The organism is Treponema maltophilum ATCC 51939, assembly GCF_000413055.1.
GTDB lineage: Bacteria > Spirochaetota > Spirochaetia > Treponematales > Treponemataceae > Treponema_C > Treponema_C maltophilum.
The window spans coordinates 1,555,654-1,572,718 of record NZ_KE332518.1 but is presented as its reverse complement, the minus strand read 5'-3'; the positions used below and the strand labels follow the sequence as shown (position 1 = coordinate 1,572,718).

The window sequence follows — 17,065 nt, the reverse complement described above, 5'->3', positions numbered from 1 at the left end:
CAATGCGGTATCCCCTCCTATATATCGGCAGAATTCCGCTCAAACTGAACCTAAAATCTCCAAAAAAAATAAAAATAAAAATCCGCCGATGCGGGATTTTCCCCTTGACTTATCCGCATATATGACTAGAATATATCAATATGAGTGATTATCTTGATATTAATAACGAGGAACTGTTAAAGGATTTTTTCAGCGAAGCCGAACAGCAGGTTGAAAATCTTGAAAGCAACATTCTGGTTATTGAGAATGATCCTGCAAATCATGAAGCCATCGACGAGATTTTTCGTGCCGCTCATACATTAAAAGGCGGTTCGGCGACGGTTGAAATGACCGAATTGTCCACGTTCACCCATGCGGTTGAAGACGTGCTTGACGAACTGCGTTCGGACGCGATTCCCGTTACCGAAGATGTAGTCGACGTGCTTTTATCTTCCATCGATGTTATCAAGGCAATGCTCGAAGCCCGTCAAAACGGTTCCGTATATGAAGAAGACGTCGAACCTTTAAAAACAAAGCTTCACTCGTTTACCGCATCCACCGGCTTAAAAAAAGATAAGGGCGCTTCGAAGGCGGCTGCAAAAGAAGCCGCAAAACTGGCGTTCGGACCCGCACTTTCGGGCGATTCCGTTGCAAGCGCCCCGAACGTCCCTGCCTCGGCAGGCGGTGTGCCGGAAAGTCTTCCGTCTCCCGCTTCTTATTTGTCCGAATACGATGTGCTTGAATTAAAGCAGCTGTGCACCGCGGGACAAAAGCTGTGGGGCGTAACGGTCGTGTTCGACGAAGCCAATCCCATGAATTCGGTCGGCGGCATACAGGTGTTTACGGCCCTTAAAGAAAAGGGTTCCGTGCTCAAAACGATTCCCGAATTCGAAGAGTTATATGAAGATACGTTCCATCCTCAAGTTGTCTATTATATTTCGACGGCGCTGACCGGCGATGAAATAGAAGACGCGGCTTTTTTACCCGACGTCGTCCTTGCTGTGGACGCACAGAATATAGGTGAAGGTGCTGCCGGCAGTGCCGCTCCGGCAAAAGGCTCATCGTCTGCAAAGACGGTATCGAGTGCGGCGCAATCGGCTCCCGTTCAGCCGGCGCCTGAAAAAGCGGAAACGGCGTCCGCCCCTTCCGTTCAGCCGGCTCCCCGGAGTGCCGCTCCGGCCGCCGCTTCCGGCTCGTCAGCCGCACAACCCGATGCGGGAAAAGCCGCGCCTAAAAAAAGCCCTCAGCCGGCTGCAAACCATGCCGCCTCTTCGGGCAGTATTTTGCGCGTCGACTCCAAGCGCATCGATTACCTTTTGAACCTCGTCAGCGAAACCGTTATTGCAAAGGCGGCTTTTAACCAAACCGCCGTGCAGGTAAACGAACTGCAGGCCGAACTGCAGGGTATCGAAGGCGCTTATAAAGAACGGCTCCGCTCGCTGTTCGAGCAAATTCCGAATTATTTCGAAAATATCCAGAACGGCAAAAATATGAAGGATATCAAAACGTTGCTGACGCAGGATTTCGGTTCTTTATACACGCTGTTCGACGGCTTCGATTCCGAATTTAAAAACTTTGCGGGGAAATTCCGTTCATATACGCAAAACCTCGGCCGTATCGCCGGCGAATTGCAGGAAGGTGTTATGAAAATTCGCATGGTGCCCATAAGCCAGATTTTCTCCCGCTTTCCGCGCGTTGTGCGCGACCTTTCGCGCGACTTGAATAAAAAAGTCGATTTGGTTATCGAAGGAGAGGACACCGAATTGGATAAATCGGTTGTCGAAGATTTGCTCGATCCGATTATGCACTGTGTGCGCAATTCGCTCGATCACGGCATCGAGCCGCCCGACGTACGGCTTGCCGCGGGTAAAAACGAAACGGGAACCGTTTTGCTTAAAGCCCGCAACGAAGGCAATATGATCGTCATCGAAATATCCGACGACGGAAAAGGAATCGACGTAAAAGCCGTGCACGATAAAGCCATAGAGCGCGGGCTTATTCACCCCGATAAAATCATTACGGATCAGGAAGCCTTTCAGTTTATTTTCGACGCGGGGTTTTCGACGTCGAAAACCATCAGCAATGTTTCCGGCCGCGGCGTCGGACTTGACGTGGTTAAAACGCAAATCGAAAAACTGAACGGCACCGTTATCGTAACGTCCGAAGCGGGCAAGGGCAGTACCTTTACGATTAAACTGCCGCTTACCTTGGCAATCATTCAGGGACTTTTGGTGCGCGTCGGAAACGAAGTGTACTCTATCCCCATCGCGTCGGTCATCGAAAGTCAGCGCATAAAGATGTCCGAAATCAACCGCATCGATAATTACGAAGTGCTGAACGTGCGCAACGAAGTTATCAGTGTACTGCGGCTCGGACGGCTGTTCGGCATACGCAATTCGCAGGAATCGGATACGGCCTTTATCGTTATCGTCGGAACTGCCGATAAAAAATTAGGCATTATGGTCGATTCTCTTATAGGAGAAGAAGATATCGTTATAAAGCCGCTGAAAGATCAGTTCGCCAATTCACCGGGCATTGCCGGCGCTTCGATTTTGGGCGACGGTTCCGTTTCGCTTATTATCGATGTTGCTCAGCTTTTGAATTTGGGCGTCAAGCAGGAATTAAGCGCGCGCGAAAAACAGGCGATTTAAACGGCCGGCTGTAACTATTGCATAGTGGGGTTGTACATGGAAAAGGTGCTGGATAACGTACTTGAAACACAAACGGCGGAAGGCGCGGAAGCAGATAAAAAAGAACAGATTGTCAATATAGATTTTAAGATGGTTACGTTTTCTCTCGCGGGAAAAGATTATGCCATCGACATTCTCAAAATAAAAGAAATTGCAAAAGCGGGGCGCTTTACCTATGTGCCGAACAGCGCGCCGTTTGTTATCGGCGTATACAATCTGCGCGGCGAAATAATTCCCATTATAGATTTGCGCCTGTTTTTTAACATTCCCGTTCCCGAACGCACGGGAGAAGAGCAGGAAAGCATTATCATTATCAGCTTCGGCGAGCAAAAATACGGCGTTGTCGTTGACGGCATAGACCGTGTTATCGGCATTCAAAGTTCGTCGATACAGCCGCCGCATCCTTTGTTCGGCGACATAAACATTAAGTATATTTACGGCGTTGTCGAAACCGGAGACCGCTTGTATATTTTGCTCGATGTCGACCGTATTTTCGGCGTTAAGGGCGCGGAAAAATACGAAGTGCAGGATGTATCGCACGCACAGCTTCCGCCGCAATCGACGTCTTCGGCGGCACAAACGAATAAAGCGCAAAGACCCGCTCCCGTTTCTTTGGAAGAAGCCCTTGCCGCAAATGCGTTGCGCGCTCAAACTTCAGCTAGTGCAACCGCTGCCGGGCCGGCAGCAAAAGCCGCGCCTTCTTCCGCAAGTCCTGCGCCGGCGGCTGCGGCTATATCCGGCAGCGCAAGTGCGAACGGCGAGCCCGAATTTTCATTTATAGCCGACAGCTTGGCGTCGTTCGAGAAATTTTACGTGTCCGATGTGAACGAACAGTGGGCGCGCAAACGCTATACCGAATGGAAAAAGGAACGCTCCGGCGCAAACCTTCAGATTTTAAATAAAGACGATGCGGCAGCTTTCTTAAAGCCGTTTTTTTCGCGCTGTTCCGGCGCTTTATGGACAAACGAATACGCCGATGCGGTGTACGCCGCTTTGCCTGAAACCGGTGCGAAGCAGCTTTTTGTATGGAACCCCGGCTGCGGCACGGGCTATGAATCCTATTCGCTTGCCTGTGTTTTGCGTAAGCGCTATCCCGATGCGAAAATCCGCATTTATGCGCAGGACACCGATTTGCTTGCCGTTTCGAATGCACCGCTTATGACCGTTCAAAAAACGAAGGCGGCAAGCTGGTGCGATTCCTATCTTACGCAAACGGTTTCCGGCGAATGGACTTTTTCGTCCGACATAAAAGACATCGTTTTGTTCGAGTATCACGATTGTACGCACGCAAATCCTATTGCACAAGTGGATATCGTGTTTGCGCGCGACTTTTTGTCCTTTGTGCCGCCGGCAAGCAAGGCGAACGTACTCGAAGATTTTTACGAAAAAATACGCGGCAGCGGTTTTGCTATTCTCGGCGATAACGAAATTCTTGCCGACCGCAATAACTGGTTTGAGGTTATGAAAAATTCGATAATAACATATACAAAGCAATAGTTTTAGGAGGACAATTTGCGTGTAGAATACATCAATCCTTTTGTCGAAACTGCGTACAGTGTTTTAAAAGAGGTGTTAAACGGCGAAGTCAAGCGCGGCGATTTGTATCTTAAATCGACGTCTATGCCGGTTATGGGCGTGGTTGCTCTTGTCGGACTTGCCGGAGATGTTGAAGGCCGTGTTCTTTTCGATATGACGATGGAAACGGCTATGAAAATAGCTTCCCGTATGAACATGGAAGAGCTGACTGCCTTTGACGAATTGGCAAAAGCGACCATTACGGAATTGGCTAACCTGATAACGGCGCAAGCGGTAACAAAACTGCACGATTTGGGTTTTAAATTCGACTTAACCCCGCCGGCGCTTTTTACCGGTGAAAAGATGGAAATCGCCAATCAGGAAGTTGAAGCCTTAATCGTTCCCATGATTACCGAGCAGGGAAAAATCGAAGTCAACGTTGCTATCCGCGAAAAAGCATAAGGAAATCAGAGGAGAAAACAGATGAAAACAAAGCAGGATTTTCCGTCGATAAATGAAAGGCCGCCGGAGGGAGTTAAAGAAGACGGATCGAAGGTTCGTGTGTTAGTCGTGGACGATTCGATGTTCGTTGCAAAACAGCTCGGACAGATTTTGACCAGTGAAGGATATGAAGTTGTCGCGACGGCCGGTGACGGACAGGAAGGCGTCGATAAATATAAAGAATTGTGCCCGAACGTAGATATCGTAACCATGGATATTACCATGCCCAAAATGGACGGTATTACGGCGCTCGAGCAGATTATGGCTTTCGATAAAAATGCCCGCGTCGTTATGATCAGCGCGCTCGGAAAAGAAGAATTGGTAAAAAAATCCCTTCTGTTGGGCGCAAAAAACTATATCGTAAAGCCCCTTGATCGTAAAAAAGTTCTCGAGCGCATTGCCGCTTCCTTAAAATAGATCGAAAGATGCAACGGAAGGCCGATTGGTCTTTATCGCGGTTAATCGGCGTCTTCCGTGCTTTCGAGCGTCAGTTTGTAACATCCCTTTTTTGTTTTTTTGAGCGATTCCGGTCTGGAACCGTTTTTTCCCAAAACGCGGTTTATTCTGTGTATGTATGAATAAAGCGTTTTTATGTGTGCGTCGGTATGTGTACCCCACAGCGCAAAGCTCATTTCCCGTAGCGACAAATCCTCTTCCGCACGATGCTTTAAAAGACTGTACAGCTTTTTTTCGGCGGGGCGGAAATCTTTCGGTATTTCCTTTAAACGTTCCAGCTTTTGTGCCGCGGTATACAGCAGGCGCTGCGCGGCGCTTTTTACGGCTCTATTGCAATAAATGCCCTGAAAGACGGAGCGGCACAGATTATGCAGGTTACCTTTGTCGTATAAAAAGACCGTAAAGTCGAATTTATCGAAAAAAAGAATGGCGCGTATATAGGTTTCGATGCTTGCCTGCGAATCGCCCGGTGCAAACGAAAAAAAGTCTTTGTCCAAAACAATGGCGGCGGGCATCCTCAATCGGATTTCGGTAAATAAATCGCTTAGATTCCGCACGGCTTTGTACGTGCAATTCTCTCCGCTCAGCGCGTATCGCAAAAGGTTTTGTGTTTCCTCATTGCCGGTTAATATAAGAAAATGCATGTGCACCCCGCCGCGGGCGAATTTGCCGTGTCGACCAAAGCGGCGTTTAAGAGGGTAAAATCTGCAGGATATCCGTTTTACCCGCAGAAAATTACCCGCTTGACCAAAATACCGCTATATGTTATGGTAACCGGCATAGGGGCGATTAGCTCAGCTGGTTAGAGTACTACCTTGACATGGTAGGGGTCACTGGTTCGATCCCAGTATCGCCCATCCCGTTGTTTACAGTATAGCACATAAGTTGCAGTTAGACTACAAGTTTTTTATTTTCCGGAAAGCTTTATTTATTCACACGCTCGACGTAATCGTTCGTTTCGGTATTGACTAAAATCTTTTCGTCCTGCTTTATAAACAGCGGAACGCGGACGGTCAATCCCGTTTCGGTTATAATCGGTTTCGTTGCTCCCGACACCGTATCGCCTTTTACGTAGTTTTCGCTTTCGGCAACGGTAAACACCATTTTTTGCGGAATCTTTACGTCGATCGGCTCGTCATCCCAAAGCACGATCGGATACACTTCGCCCTCTTTTAAATAATACTTTAAAGTTTCATTTAAACTTTCGGGAACGTTGATGCTGTCGAACGTTACGGTATTCATAAAAACATGGCTTTCGCCGTCCGAATACTGATACTGGCCGTCTACCGTTTCGACGGTCGCGTCTTCGACAAGGTCGGGCGTTTTAATGGTTTGGGTCAGTACCGAACCGTCTTTTAAGTTTTTCATCTTTACGCGGGCAAAGGCCGTTCCTTTACCGGGATTTACAAATTCGCGCTCCACCACTAAAAAGGGAGCGTTTTTTATTAAAAGAACCGTACCTTTGGCAATGTCTCCGCCTCTAATCATATTATCCTCTCAAAAAAAATATGGGAACATCTCTAAAAAACTCGTCTTGAGCGATTTTTCCGAGATCTTGCTGAAAGCCCCAGTATAATGAATTCTCGCCTTCGTGACAAGGCGCCGCATTACATCACGTTTCTATGAGCCAGCAGCGGTGAATGCGTTTGTTGCGGAAGTCTTCGGGGATCGTTTGCGCGCTTATGTCGGAAACGCCGATTTTCGGTATTCCGGAAGCGCCGCTTTCTTGCAGGATTTTGTTTTCATCGAAGTGCAGGGTTTTGCTGTTTGTCGAAAAATACAGTTTGCCGCCCCTTTCCAAACGGTTCAGGCACAGGCTGCATAAAAGCGGCCAGTCCCGGTTTATGTCGAGCACGGTGCCGGTTTTTTTCGAATTGGAAAAAGTCGGCGGGTCCAAAACGATGATGTCCCATTTTTTTTGCGGCGCGGACAGTGAAGCGTTTTTTAAAAACGTCAGGGCGTCGCTTCTGATAAACGAAAAGCGCGCCTCATCGGCAAATCCGTTCAGCGCCATATTTTTTTGCGCCCGGTTTAAATAAGGCGCCGACAGGTCGACCGAATCGACTTGCCGTGCGTTTCCCGCCGCGGCATATACGCTGAAAGCGCCCGTATAGCAAAAAAGATTTAAAACGCGTTTGTGTTCGGCGCCGGCGCGCACTTTTTCCCGCAATATGCGGTGGTCGAAAAACAAGCCGGTATCGAGATAGGCCGAAAGATTGACCGAAAAGCGCAAGCCGTTTTCGCTTACCGTAATAAAGAAATCTTTTTCGTTTTGTTTTTCGTATTGTGCGGCTTGATTTTGCCTGTTTTTTTGCCGGTGCCTGATTTTCGTAAAAACATTGTTGTACGGAATTTGCAAAACGTCGCAACAGGTGCGCACCGCTTCGTCAAGCCAAAGTTTTTCTTCTTCGGCCGGTTTTTCGTACGGGCGCTCGTACAAATATAACACAAGATACCGTATGCTTTGCGTGTCTTCGTAGAAGTCGATGCACAGCGGAATTTCGGGAATGTCGCGGTCGTAGAGACGGTAACAAAAAATGCCGTTTCTGCGCGCCCATTTTTTTAAGTGAGCTTTTCGTTTAACGAGCCGGTTTTCCAACAGCCGCATTTGGGCGGCTGTTTTTTCGTCCACGCGCTTACCTTTTTACGCGGTGCGGCTTCAGATTGTTCAGCATGATGCTGAGCATGGCGTAGCCGGAAGTTAAATCTTCGCGCTGGCAGACAATGCCTTTCGGTGCTTTTAATTTTACGTTTGTAAAATTCCAAATGGCTTTTATGTCGGTTTCGGCAATTTTATCGGCGGTTTCCTGCGCGTGTGCGGACGGAACGGTAAGGATTGCAATTGTCGCTTTTAAAGCGTGTACCTGTTCTTTAAGCGTGTCGAGCGAAAAGACCGGAACTCCGTGAATGCTGCTGCCGACTTTGCGCCGGTCGGTGTCGAACGCCGCTACGAAATTCAAACCGTGGAATTTAAATTCCTGATAGCCCGTAAGAGCCGTTGCCAAATTTCCCGCTCCGATTATAACGGCGTTTCTCTTTGTGTCCCAGCCCAAAAAATGTTCTATTGCGGCGATGAGCGCGGCAACGGGATAACCTTTTTTCGGCTTTCCGACAATGCCGGTAATCGCCAAATCTTTGCGCACTTGAATCGGTTCCAAATCGAGTTCCTGTGCAATAACCGTGCCCGAAATGAATTCATAGCCTTCGCTTTGAACGTTCTTAATGATATGCAGGTAAAAAGGCAGGCGTCGGATTGACGGCGTCGCCGGTATCTTTTGTCTTAACAAAATAAACTCCGTATTTAAAATAGTATCGTTCAAATATTATATAATAAAAAAAAAGAATTGTGAAGAGAAAACTTTTCTTATTTGCAAAAATATTTAAATATCGGCTGCCGCGAAAGCATTCTGTTTTTATCGATTTTCATTCAATCTTTCAATCGACGAGGCGTTTCCGTATTGACACTACGTATAAAATCGGTTTATATTAAAATAGGTGACGTCATCGTCATCTATTTTAATATTTTTTATACCGGTTTTTCGGGAACGGAAGTTTTCCCGAAACTGTTTATCGGGAGGTTGTTGAAATGACTGATGAGAGAGAAGAGCTTACTTCGGGAAATATGTTTAAGCTCATGCTGAAGTTGGGCATTCCGGGAATTATCGGCATGCTCGTTATAAGTTTGTACAGTTTTGTCGACGCGATTTTCGTGGGACGGTATGTGGGTGATAAAGCGCTGGGCGCTATAAGCATTGCATATGCGTTTACGCTTATCAATAACGGAATCGCCGTTTTGGTCGGTATCGGTTCGGCTTCGGTGTTGTCGCGCGCCGTCGGCAGAAAAGACCAAAAAACAATCGATTCGGTTATGGGAAACGTTTTTGTATTGACGCTGCTTATGTCGTCGGTCGTTACGGTGCTGGGTTATATTTTTGCGCCGCAGCTTTTGCATGTGGTGCGCGCGGAAGGCGAAATGCACGAATTGGGCGTTAAGTATTTACGGATTGTGTATTTGGGTTCGATTTTCGTCAACTTCGGCCAAGCGGCGAATATGGTTATGCGCGGCGAAGGAAAGATGGCGCTTGCGATGGCCATTATGGGTTCCGGCGCCGTTTTGAATATCGTTTTGGATGCGCTTTTTATCATTGTGTTTAAACAGGGAATAGAAGGGGCGGCGATCGCGACGGTTATTTCGCAGGCGGTATTTGCGCTCGCAACCTTTTTTTATTTTTTGTGCTTCAGCAAAAACATTAAATTCAAAAGTTTTAAATTGGAAAAAAGTTTGGTCGGCGAAACCTTTGCGGTCGGCATGTCGGCAATGTTTATGCAAGTACTGTCGCTTGTACAGCAAACGGTTATGTATTCCACTTTGAAAAAATACGGCGGAGAAGACCAAGTGATTTTAATGGGTGCCTTTTTCCGCTACATGATGCTCGCGTTTATTCCGCTGTGGGGGCTGAGTCAGGGTTTTCAACCTTTTGCGGGAACCAATTTCGGCGCGGGACTGTTCGAGCGCGTAAAAAAAGGAACCTTTTTGTTTTACGGTTTCGGCGTTGTGCTCGCGGCGGTTTTTTGGATTGTGTTTTTGGCATCTCCCGAAAGCGTTTTATCGCTGTTCATTAAAGACAATCCCGCTCTTGTTGCCGCGGGAAAAACAAATGCGACCCTTGCTTTTTTGATTTTTCCCCTTATGCCGATTATGATTTTAAACATTACACTGTTCCAAGCGCTGGGCAAGGCGAAACCCGCCGGTTTTTTGGCAATATCGCGGCAGCTGGTGCTCTTTGTGCCGGCCGTGCTCATTTTACCCCACTTTTTAGGCGTCAGGGGCGTGTGGGCCGCGGGCCTTTTTGTAGACGGTCTTTTGGTTATCATATCGATTATTATAACCGCGCGCATTTTTGCGAAAGATTTATCCGCAAAAGCACATTGATTTTGTTCTAAACTCCCGCCGGAAAAATTCCGAAATTTAAAAGGACGGAACCGAGCGAAAACTTCTGTTTTTGAACGGTTTTCGCCCAAATAAGCGAATCAACGGAGGGGAGCTTATGATGAACGGTTTTTCGCGCACGGTCGATATTCTTCACCGTGCGCTCGACGTAAACTCGATGCGCTATCAAGTATCGGCGGATAATCTTGCAAACGCCGAAGTGCCGAATTTTAAACGCACGGAAGTCAATTTCGAAAGCGCGCTTAAAAGAGCTTTCGAATCCGAAACGACGGCTGCCGATCAGGTGCGTTTAATTACAACCGATCCCCGTCACATACATAACGATACGTTTATAGATTACCGCACGGTTGAGCCCCGCCGCGTAACCGATTATTTGAGTACGGTAAAGGCAAACGGCAATAATGTAGACGCCGAACAGGAAGCTATGAATATTTTGAAAATTCAGATGAATTACCAATTGCTGAGCCAATTGGAGAATTTTCAATTTTCGCAGGCAAAGGTTATCTTAAAGTAAACGGCGGCATAAAACAGCCGGAAAATCGGCTTAAAGCAGAGAGGTAGAATTATGGGACTTTTTTCAAGTATAAACATTGCGGCAACCGGTTTGAGCGCTCAAAGGCTCAGAACCGATGTCATATCTGACAATATTGCAAACGCATCGACGACGAGAACGCAGTCGGGCGGGCCCTTTAAAAGGTCGCGCGTTATTTTGGCTTCGGCGCAAAAAAAGCCGACGTTCCGCAGCCCCTTTGTTCCCGAAGACTTGGATAAGGGCATGGGAAAGGGCGTGCGCGTTATGGAAATAAAAAAAGACGACAGCGAAGGCCCCTTGGTGTACATGCCCGATCACCCCGACGCGATAAAAACGGGACCGAACGCCGGCTATGTCGAATATCCGAACGTGAACATCGTAAACGAAATGGTCGACCTTATTTCGGCGTCGCGCGCATACGAAGCCAATACGACGGTTATTCAGGGCGCAAAAGAGATGTTCCAGCAAGCGCTTGTAATAGGGCAGTAAAACGGGGTAGAATAAGGTATGACAATAGATTCTTTGGCTTTAATACGAACGAATCCCGCTCACGCAGGAAGCGGCCCGATGATACGGCCGACGGGTAAACAAACGGAAAATCTTTCCGCAGAAAACCCCGGCATAGCAAAACGGACGACGTTCGACCGCTATTTGCTCGATGCGGTAAATTACGTCAACCAAAAACAAATCGACGTTTCGAATCTTGCGCAGCAGGCGGTAACCGATCCCGATTCGGTCGACCCGCACGATATAACCGTCGCGATGGCAAAGGCGAATCTTTCGCTCAGCATTGCGCAAAACGTTATAAGCCGCCTTACTCAGGCATGGAACGAAATTACTTCCAACAGGTAGACAAATTCCGTAAACCGTGCTATGATAACACATTAGTACAGCGGTAGATTCGTTCACGGAAGCGGAATCCGTTTCCGACGGGAGGGTGCATGAACGAATGGCTCAAAAAGCTTTTTCTTCAGGTAAAAGAATTATGGTCTAAGTGGACCGTAATACAAAAGGTTATTCTTATCGGAATCGTTGCGGCGGTTATCGTCGCCTTGATTCTCGTTTCCGTATTTTCGTCGCGTCCGACAACGGTTCCTTTATTCAGCGTGCCGGTTACCGATCAGGCGATGCGCGATAAAATCGTCTATCGGCTCGAGCAGGAAAACGTAAAAGTATACGTTACCGACGCGGGGATGATTTCCGTCGATAACGAAGCGACCGCGCGGCGCTTGCGGGCCATCCTCGTGCGCGAAGACTTGGTTCCCGGCAATGTGGATCCCTGGGCGCTGTTCGACGTGGAGCGCTGGACCGTCAACGATTTTCAGCAAAACGTCAATTTGCAGCGTTCGATTACGGCGCAGATAACCCAGCATATAGAATCGCTCGACGAAATCGACCGCGCCGAAGTGGTCCTCGGTATGCCCGAAAAAGCTTTGTTTACCGCCGATCAAAAGCCGGTAACGGCGAGCGTTATTTTAACGATAAAGCCCGGAAGCGATTTTGCATCTCCTTCGCAGCGCAAAAAGGTTGAAGGCGTACAAAAGCTGCTTATAAAAGCCATACCCGGTTTAAAGGCCGAAAACATTACGATAGCCGATTCGGCGGGCAATGTTTTAAATGATTTTGACGGCATGGCGGAGATAGACCGGGTTAATATTGTCGCCAAAGAGCAAAAACTTATCGAAAATCTTGAAAACGCGTACCGCGAAAAAATCCTTGCAACCTTGCAGCAAAACTTCGACAAAGACCGCGTGCGCAATTTGAACATAAAAATCGACATGGACATGTCGAAAAAAGAAGTCAATTCCACCGAATATTTTCCGTTTACCAAGCGCCCGGACAACAAGGATACGCCCTACGACGATTCGGAAATTCTCGAATCGGTAACCGTGTCTTCGCAGATTATCGACAAAACATTTAAAGGTACCGCTTATAATCCCGAAGGGCCTGCCGGCGTCGAGGGACAAAATCCTCCCGTGTATTCGGATATGTCGAATTTATACGGCGTTCATCAGGAAAAATCCGAAACGAAAAATCAGGCGATCAATACAAAGCAAACGCAGGAAATAAAAAGTCCGTCGATTGACCGCGTAACCGTTTCGGTCAACATAGACGGTTTGTGGCGGCGCAAAACCGACCCGCAAACCGGGCAGCTGCTTGTAACGCCTGCGAACAGCATCGAGCGCGAGTATATTCCCGTTTCGGCCGAAGATCTTGAAAAAGCGAAAGCGTTGGTGCAGGATGCAATCGGGTATAACCGCGACCGCGGAGATTCGGTTACGGTTACGAATATCGCGGTCGACCGCAGCGCTCAGTTTGCCGCCGAAGACCTCGCGTACATACGCTCGGAACAAACGCGGCGTACAATCCTTTTGTCTATAATAGCGGTTATCGCCGTTTTGATAGCCTTTATTCTGTTCCGCATTATTTCGCGCGAAATGGAACGCCGGCGCCGTCTGCGCGAAGAAGAGCTTTTGCGCAAACATCAGCTCGAGCGCGAAAAAACGCTGTGGGAAGCCGAACAGGCCGGAATGGAAGTTACGATGTCCGTCGAAGAGCGCGAGCGGGCGGAGCTTCAGGAAAGCGTTATGTCTATCGCGCGCGAGCACCCCGAAGACGTGGCGATGCTTATCCGTACATGGCTGATGGAGGAATAAAATGGCAGGACCTCAAACAAAATCTTCCGCATCGCTCGGCGGCGGCAACAAAAAAGGCAAGGATTTCAAAAGTCTCAACGGCCGCCAAAAAGCCGCCATTTTTATGGTTTCTTTGGGCGCCGACATTTCGGCCGAAATTTTTAAGCATTTGCGCGAAGACGAAGTTGAAACGCTTACGTTCGAAATCGCGCGCTTCGATACGATCGACGCCGAATTAAAAGATGCGGTTTTGCGCGAATTTCAGGATTTGATTAAAGCGCAGAATTTTATAACGTCCGGCGGTATCGATTTTGCACGCGAGCTTTTGGAAAAATCGCTCGGCAGCCAAAAAGCCATAGATATTATCAACCGGCTCACCAGTTCGCTGCAAGTGCGTCCCTTCGATTTTATCCGCCGCACGGATCCGGCGCACCTTTTGAACTTTATCCAGCAGGAACACCCGCAAACGATTGCGCTTATTTTGGCGTATTTGGAACCGAACAAAGCTTCCATTATTTTGCAAAACCTGCCCGACGAAATACAAAGCGACGTTGCGCGACGCATCGCGACGATGGACCGGACTTCGCCGGACGTTTTGCGCGAAGTTGAACGCGTACTCGAAAAGAAGCTTTCAACCCTGTCCAGCGAAGACTACACGGCTGCAGGCGGTGTCGAAAGTATTGTCGAAATATTGAACCTCGTAGACCGTTCGTCCGAAAAATCGATTATCGAATCTTTGGAAGAAGACGATCCGGATTTGGCCGAAGAAATCAAAAAACGCATGTTCGTTTTCGAAGATATCGTTATGCTCGACGACCGCGCCATTCAAAAGGTTATGCGCGAAGTCGATACGCAGGAGCTCGCAAAAGCGCTTAAAGCCGTCGATACGGAAGTGCAGGATAAGATTTTCCGCAATATGTCCAAACGCGCGGCAAGCATGTTAAAAGAAGATATGGAATTTATGGGGCCGGTGCGTTTGAAAGACGTCGAAGAAGCTCAGCAAAAAATCGTATCGACAATCCGGCGCCTCGAAGACAGCGGCGAAATCGTTATTGCCCGCTCCGGAGAAGATGAACTTGTAGTGTAGGAGTTGCGTTATGGCAAAAACGGTTTTCCGTCCGACGGAAATAACGAAATCCGATAAAAAAGTTATGCTGCAATTGAATCATAACTTTGTCGTCGAACCCGAAGTGCCCGAAGTCGAACAAGTGCCCGAATATACCGGGCCGACCGCCGACGACCTTCGCCGCGAAGCCGAAGCTTTTAAAAAAGACTGGGAGCAGGAAAAACAAAAACTGTTGTCGGACGCCGAAGCCGAAGCGCAGCAAATCATTAAAAATGCCGAACAAGCCGCCTTTGACGAAGTAAAGCGCAAAAGCGATCTGGCCTCCGTTACGAAAAAACAGGCCGAAGAAGAAGCCGAACGCATCATTAAAGACGCGGAAAAGCGCTCGCAGGACATTATTCAGGAAGCCGAACTAAGCCGCGATAAAAATATCGCCGATGCGCGAAAAGAAGGTTTTGAAAAAGGACACGAAGACGGCTACCAAAACGGGCATCAGGAAGCGCTGCGCCTTATAAACCGCCTGCACGTTATCGTCGAGCGCACGATGGACAGGCGCAAAAATATTTTGGAAGAAACCGAACAGCAGATTGTCGATTTGGTGCTGCTCATAGCGCGCAAGGTTGTTAAAATCATATCGGAAAATCAGCGCAACGTTATTATGTCGAATGTGCTGCACGCGCTGCGCAAGGTAAAAGGCCGCGGCGACGTTACGATCCGCGTCAATCTTGCCGACATGGACCTGACGAGCGAGCACGTTAAGGATTTTATCGAATCGGTGGAAAGCGTAAAGAATATAACGATCGCCGAAGATTCTACGGTAGATAAGGGCGGCTGTATCGTCGAAACCGACTTCGGTTCCATCGACGCGCGCATTTCGAGCCAACTTGCCGAACTTGAGCAAAAAATACTTGAAATTTCTCCGATTAAAAACGTTTCGGGCGCTTCCGTCGTCGAGCGCGAATAAGAGGCCCTTTGCCGATGGAAACGATTTTTACCAAATACATGGAAAGAGTTGAACAAACCGAAACCGTGCATTACATCGGTTCGGTTATCCGCGTGCGCGGTATGCTTGTGGAAAGCCGCGGCCCGCAGGCGGTTATCGGCGAAATCTGTAAAATAGCGATTCCGTCCGCCGGCACGCACGTGCTTGCCGAAGTGGTCGGTTTATACGATACGACCGTTCAGCTTATGGCCTACGGAGATACGAAGGGCATAGAAATCGGCTGTACGGTAACCGCTTCCGGCTCCGTGCTGCAAGTGGCGGTCGGCCGGCAGCTGCTCGGACGCGTACTCGATGCGGTCGGCAAAGCCTACGATAAAAAAGGCGAGATTGCCGCGTCGACATTTTATCCTGCAATCGCGTCTCCCCCCGATCCGCTCGACCGCACCCCGGTCAATAAAAGGATTGTTACCGGTGTGCGCGCAATCGATTCGCTTTTAGCCGTCGGAAAAGGACAGCGGCTCGGTATTTTTTCCGGCTCCGGTGTGGGAAAATCCACGCTCTTGGGAATGATTGCGCGCAACACAAACGCCGACGTCAACGTTATTGCGCTCATAGGCGAGCGCGGACGCGAAGTGGTCGACTTTTTGCAGCGCGACTTGGGCGAAGACGGCTTAAAGCGTTCCGTGGTTGTCGTCGCAACTTCTGACCAATCTCCGATCGCGCGCTTACGCGGCGCGTATACGGCGACCGCCGTCGCCGAGTATTTCCGCGACCAGGGAAAAGACGTTATGCTTATGTTCGATTCGGTTACGCGTTTTGCGCGCGCTCAACGCGAAATCGGCTTGGCCATAGGCGAACCGCCCGCCCAGCGCGGGTATACGCCCAGCGTATTCGAAACGCTGCCCAAACTGCTTGAGCGCAGCGGCACTTCGCAAAAGGGAAGCATTACCGGCTTTTATACGGTGCTGGTTGACGGCGACGATATGGACGAACCCGTGTCGGATACCGTGCGCGGTATTTTGGACGGGCACATCGTACTGAACCGCAAACTTGCGCAAGCCTATCATTTTCCCGCAATCGACGTGCTTGCGAGCATAAGCCGGCTTTCCAAGCGGGTAACGGGGCCGCAAACGCAAAAAGCCGTCGCCGCGATCCGCCGTTCGATGGCGGCCTATGCGCAGTCCGAAGACATGATAACCGTCGGCGCTTATCAAAAAGGTTCCAACGCCGAAGTCGATGCGGCGATAGAACTGCACCCGGCGATCGAAAACTTTTTAATGCAGGAAGAAGCCGAAAAAACGACCATTGAAAAAACCTTAACCGATTTCGGAAAATTGGCCGGCATAGAAATTCCCGCCGAAGAATGGCAAACCGCATGAAGCGCTTTTCGTTCAATTTGCAAAAACTGCTTCAGCTTCGCGAATTTGAAGAAAAGAATGCAAAAACCGCTTTAGCGGCGGCCGTCTCCGAAGCGGAGCGCATAAAAAATGAATTAAAGTCGGTTGCCCTCGAGCGCGTTCGCGTAAATAAAACCCGCAACGAAAATGTTGACACGCTTTTTCTTATAACGCTTGAGCATTATGTAAACCGCCTCGACGTGCGCAAAGAAGAACTGCTGGAAAATCTTGCCGAAGCGGAACTGCTCATCGAACAGCGCCGAGCCGTTTTTGCCGCCGCCATGCAAAAGCGCAGCGTTTTGGATAAACTCAAAGAAAAACAATATGCTGCGTGGCGCAAAGAAAACGCAAAAGCCGAAGAAAGCGCATTGGAAGACGCTTTCCGCAAAAACTGAACCC

17 protein-coding genes and 1 tRNA gene are annotated in these 17,065 nt (G+C 48.8%); 14 read left to right on the top strand and 4 right to left on the bottom strand.

All coding sequences use genetic code 11. The features are described from left to right. Positions 1–140 precede the first annotated feature (140 nt). Genes HMPREF9194_RS07185 through HMPREF9194_RS07170 form a run of 4 tightly spaced genes read left to right on the top strand, consistent with a single transcriptional unit; the run spans position 141 to position 5,102 of the window. The gene (locus tag HMPREF9194_RS07185) at positions 141–2,630 is read left to right on the top strand and encodes a chemotaxis protein CheA (RefSeq protein ID WP_016525712.1); all 2,490 of its coding nucleotides are present in this window, start codon (positions 141–143) and stop codon (positions 2,628–2,630) included. A gap of 36 nt (positions 2,631–2,666) precedes the next feature. Continuing rightward, positions 2,667–4,166: a CheR family methyltransferase gene (locus HMPREF9194_RS07180; RefSeq protein WP_016525711.1), complete on the top strand. Its 1,500-nt coding sequence runs from the start codon at positions 2,667–2,669 to the stop codon at positions 4,164–4,166. Between the two features lie 15 nt (positions 4,167–4,181). Then, on the top strand, positions 4,182–4,646 hold the full coding sequence (locus HMPREF9194_RS07175; protein ID WP_016525710.1) for a chemotaxis protein CheX: 465 nt from the start codon (positions 4,182–4,184) through the stop codon (positions 4,644–4,646). Positions 4,647–4,667: 21 nt separating this feature from the next. Next, positions 4,668–5,102 (top strand): response regulator, encoded by a 435-nt coding sequence (locus tag HMPREF9194_RS07170; RefSeq protein WP_016525709.1) that lies wholly within the window; start codon positions 4,668–4,670, stop codon positions 5,100–5,102. A 41-nt stretch (positions 5,103–5,143) separates the two neighbouring features. On the opposite strand, the gene HMPREF9194_RS07165 is transcribed toward HMPREF9194_RS07170, so the two are convergent. Next, on the bottom strand, positions 5,144–5,785 hold the full coding sequence (locus tag HMPREF9194_RS07165) for a hypothetical protein (RefSeq protein WP_016525708.1): 642 nt from the start codon (positions 5,783–5,785) through the stop codon (positions 5,144–5,146). 139 nt (positions 5,786–5,924) lie between these two features. On the opposite strand from HMPREF9194_RS07165, the gene HMPREF9194_RS07160 reads away from it, so the two are divergent. Continuing rightward, a tRNA-Val gene (locus tag HMPREF9194_RS07160) sits at positions 5,925–5,998 on the top strand. Between the two features lie 67 nt (positions 5,999–6,065). Here HMPREF9194_RS07160 and efp read toward each other — a convergent pair. From efp to HMPREF9194_RS07145, 3 genes are all read right to left on the bottom strand, one after another. Next, a complete protein-coding gene (gene efp, locus HMPREF9194_RS07155; protein WP_016525707.1) occupies positions 6,066–6,629 on the bottom strand; it encodes an elongation factor P in 564 nt (187 codons plus the stop codon). Between the two features lie 124 nt (positions 6,630–6,753). Further along, positions 6,754–7,773 carry a class I SAM-dependent methyltransferase gene (locus HMPREF9194_RS07150; protein WP_016525706.1) on the bottom strand — a complete coding sequence of 340 codons (1,020 nt, stop codon included), beginning with the start codon at positions 7,771–7,773 and terminating at the stop codon, positions 6,754–6,756. A gap of 4 nt (positions 7,774–7,777) precedes the next feature. Beyond that, positions 7,778–8,428 carry a redox-sensing transcriptional repressor Rex gene (locus HMPREF9194_RS07145; protein WP_016525705.1) on the bottom strand — a complete coding sequence of 217 codons (651 nt, stop codon included), beginning with the start codon at positions 8,426–8,428 and terminating at the stop codon, positions 7,778–7,780. Between the two features lie 299 nt (positions 8,429–8,727). On the opposite strand from HMPREF9194_RS07145, the gene HMPREF9194_RS07135 reads away from it, so the two are divergent. From HMPREF9194_RS07135 to fliJ, 9 genes are all read left to right on the top strand, one after another. Next, a complete protein-coding gene (locus tag HMPREF9194_RS07135; protein WP_016525704.1) occupies positions 8,728–10,074 on the top strand; it encodes an MATE family efflux transporter in 1,347 nt (448 codons plus the stop codon). A 118-nt stretch (positions 10,075–10,192) separates the two neighbouring features. Then, positions 10,193–10,606, top strand: a complete 414-nt coding sequence (gene flgB / locus HMPREF9194_RS07130) for a flagellar basal body rod protein FlgB (RefSeq protein WP_040846769.1) — start codon at positions 10,193–10,195, stop codon at positions 10,604–10,606. 51 nt (positions 10,607–10,657) lie between these two features. After that, positions 10,658–11,113 carry a flagellar basal body rod protein FlgC gene (gene flgC / locus HMPREF9194_RS07125; RefSeq protein ID WP_016525702.1) on the top strand — a complete coding sequence of 152 codons (456 nt, stop codon included), beginning with the start codon at positions 10,658–10,660 and terminating at the stop codon, positions 11,111–11,113. An 18-nt stretch (positions 11,114–11,131) separates the two neighbouring features. After that, a complete protein-coding gene (gene fliE, locus HMPREF9194_RS07120; protein WP_040846250.1) occupies positions 11,132–11,476 on the top strand; it encodes a flagellar hook-basal body complex protein FliE in 345 nt (114 codons plus the stop codon). Between the two features lie 89 nt (positions 11,477–11,565). Next, a complete protein-coding gene (fliF, locus tag HMPREF9194_RS07115; RefSeq protein ID WP_016525700.1) occupies positions 11,566–13,281 on the top strand; it encodes a flagellar basal-body MS-ring/collar protein FliF in 1,716 nt (571 codons plus the stop codon). 1 nt (position 13,282) lies between these two features. Continuing rightward, a complete protein-coding gene (gene fliG / locus HMPREF9194_RS07110) occupies positions 13,283–14,347 on the top strand; it encodes a flagellar motor switch protein FliG (protein ID WP_016525699.1) in 1,065 nt (354 codons plus the stop codon). A 10-nt stretch (positions 14,348–14,357) separates the two neighbouring features. Continuing rightward, positions 14,358–15,290, top strand: coding sequence for a flagellar assembly protein FliH (fliH, locus tag HMPREF9194_RS07105; RefSeq protein WP_016525698.1), 933 nt, complete (start codon positions 14,358–14,360; stop codon positions 15,288–15,290). Positions 15,291–15,304: 14 nt separating this feature from the next. Then, a complete protein-coding gene (locus HMPREF9194_RS07100; protein ID WP_016525697.1) occupies positions 15,305–16,648 on the top strand; it encodes a FliI/YscN family ATPase in 1,344 nt (447 codons plus the stop codon). Beyond that, complete coding sequence (fliJ, locus tag HMPREF9194_RS07095) at positions 16,633–17,061, top strand: flagellar export protein FliJ (RefSeq protein ID WP_051127866.1); 429 nt, start codon at positions 16,633–16,635, stop codon at positions 17,059–17,061. The genes HMPREF9194_RS07100 and fliJ overlap by 16 nt, the downstream gene beginning before the upstream one ends. The last annotated feature ends 4 nt before the right edge of the window (positions 17,062–17,065 follow it).

What these genes read in the sequence shown, in the direction of transcription:
- HMPREF9194_RS07185 (WP_016525712.1), top strand. Translation starts at nt 141, where the DNA reads ATGAGTGATTATCTTGATATTAATAACGAGGAACTGTTAAAGGATTTT.
- HMPREF9194_RS07180 (WP_016525711.1), top strand. Translation starts at nt 2,667, where the DNA reads ATGGAAAAGGTGCTGGATAACGTACTTGAAACACAAACGGCGGAAGGC.
- HMPREF9194_RS07170 (WP_016525709.1), top strand. Translation starts at nt 4,668, where the DNA reads ATGAAAACAAAGCAGGATTTTCCGTCGATAAATGAAAGGCCGCCGGAG.
- HMPREF9194_RS07165 (WP_016525708.1), bottom strand. Translation starts at nt 5,785, where the DNA reads ATGCATTTTCTTATATTAACCGGCAATGAGGAAACACAAAACCTTTTG.
- efp (WP_016525707.1), bottom strand. Translation starts at nt 6,629, where the DNA reads ATGATTAGAGGCGGAGACATTGCCAAAGGTACGGTTCTTTTAATAAAA.
- HMPREF9194_RS07135 (WP_016525704.1), top strand. Translation starts at nt 8,728, where the DNA reads ATGACTGATGAGAGAGAAGAGCTTACTTCGGGAAATATGTTTAAGCTC.
- flgB (WP_040846769.1), top strand. Translation starts at nt 10,193, where the DNA reads ATGAACGGTTTTTCGCGCACGGTCGATATTCTTCACCGTGCGCTCGAC.
- flgC (WP_016525702.1), top strand. Translation starts at nt 10,658, where the DNA reads ATGGGACTTTTTTCAAGTATAAACATTGCGGCAACCGGTTTGAGCGCT.
- fliE (WP_040846250.1), top strand. Translation starts at nt 11,132, where the DNA reads ATGACAATAGATTCTTTGGCTTTAATACGAACGAATCCCGCTCACGCA.
- fliF (WP_016525700.1), top strand. Translation starts at nt 11,566, where the DNA reads ATGAACGAATGGCTCAAAAAGCTTTTTCTTCAGGTAAAAGAATTATGG.
- fliG (WP_016525699.1), top strand. Translation starts at nt 13,283, where the DNA reads ATGGCAGGACCTCAAACAAAATCTTCCGCATCGCTCGGCGGCGGCAAC.
- fliH (WP_016525698.1), top strand. Translation starts at nt 14,358, where the DNA reads ATGGCAAAAACGGTTTTCCGTCCGACGGAAATAACGAAATCCGATAAA.
- HMPREF9194_RS07100 (WP_016525697.1), top strand. Translation starts at nt 15,305, where the DNA reads ATGGAAACGATTTTTACCAAATACATGGAAAGAGTTGAACAAACCGAA.
- fliJ (WP_051127866.1), top strand. Translation starts at nt 16,633, where the DNA reads ATGGCAAACCGCATGAAGCGCTTTTCGTTCAATTTGCAAAAACTGCTT.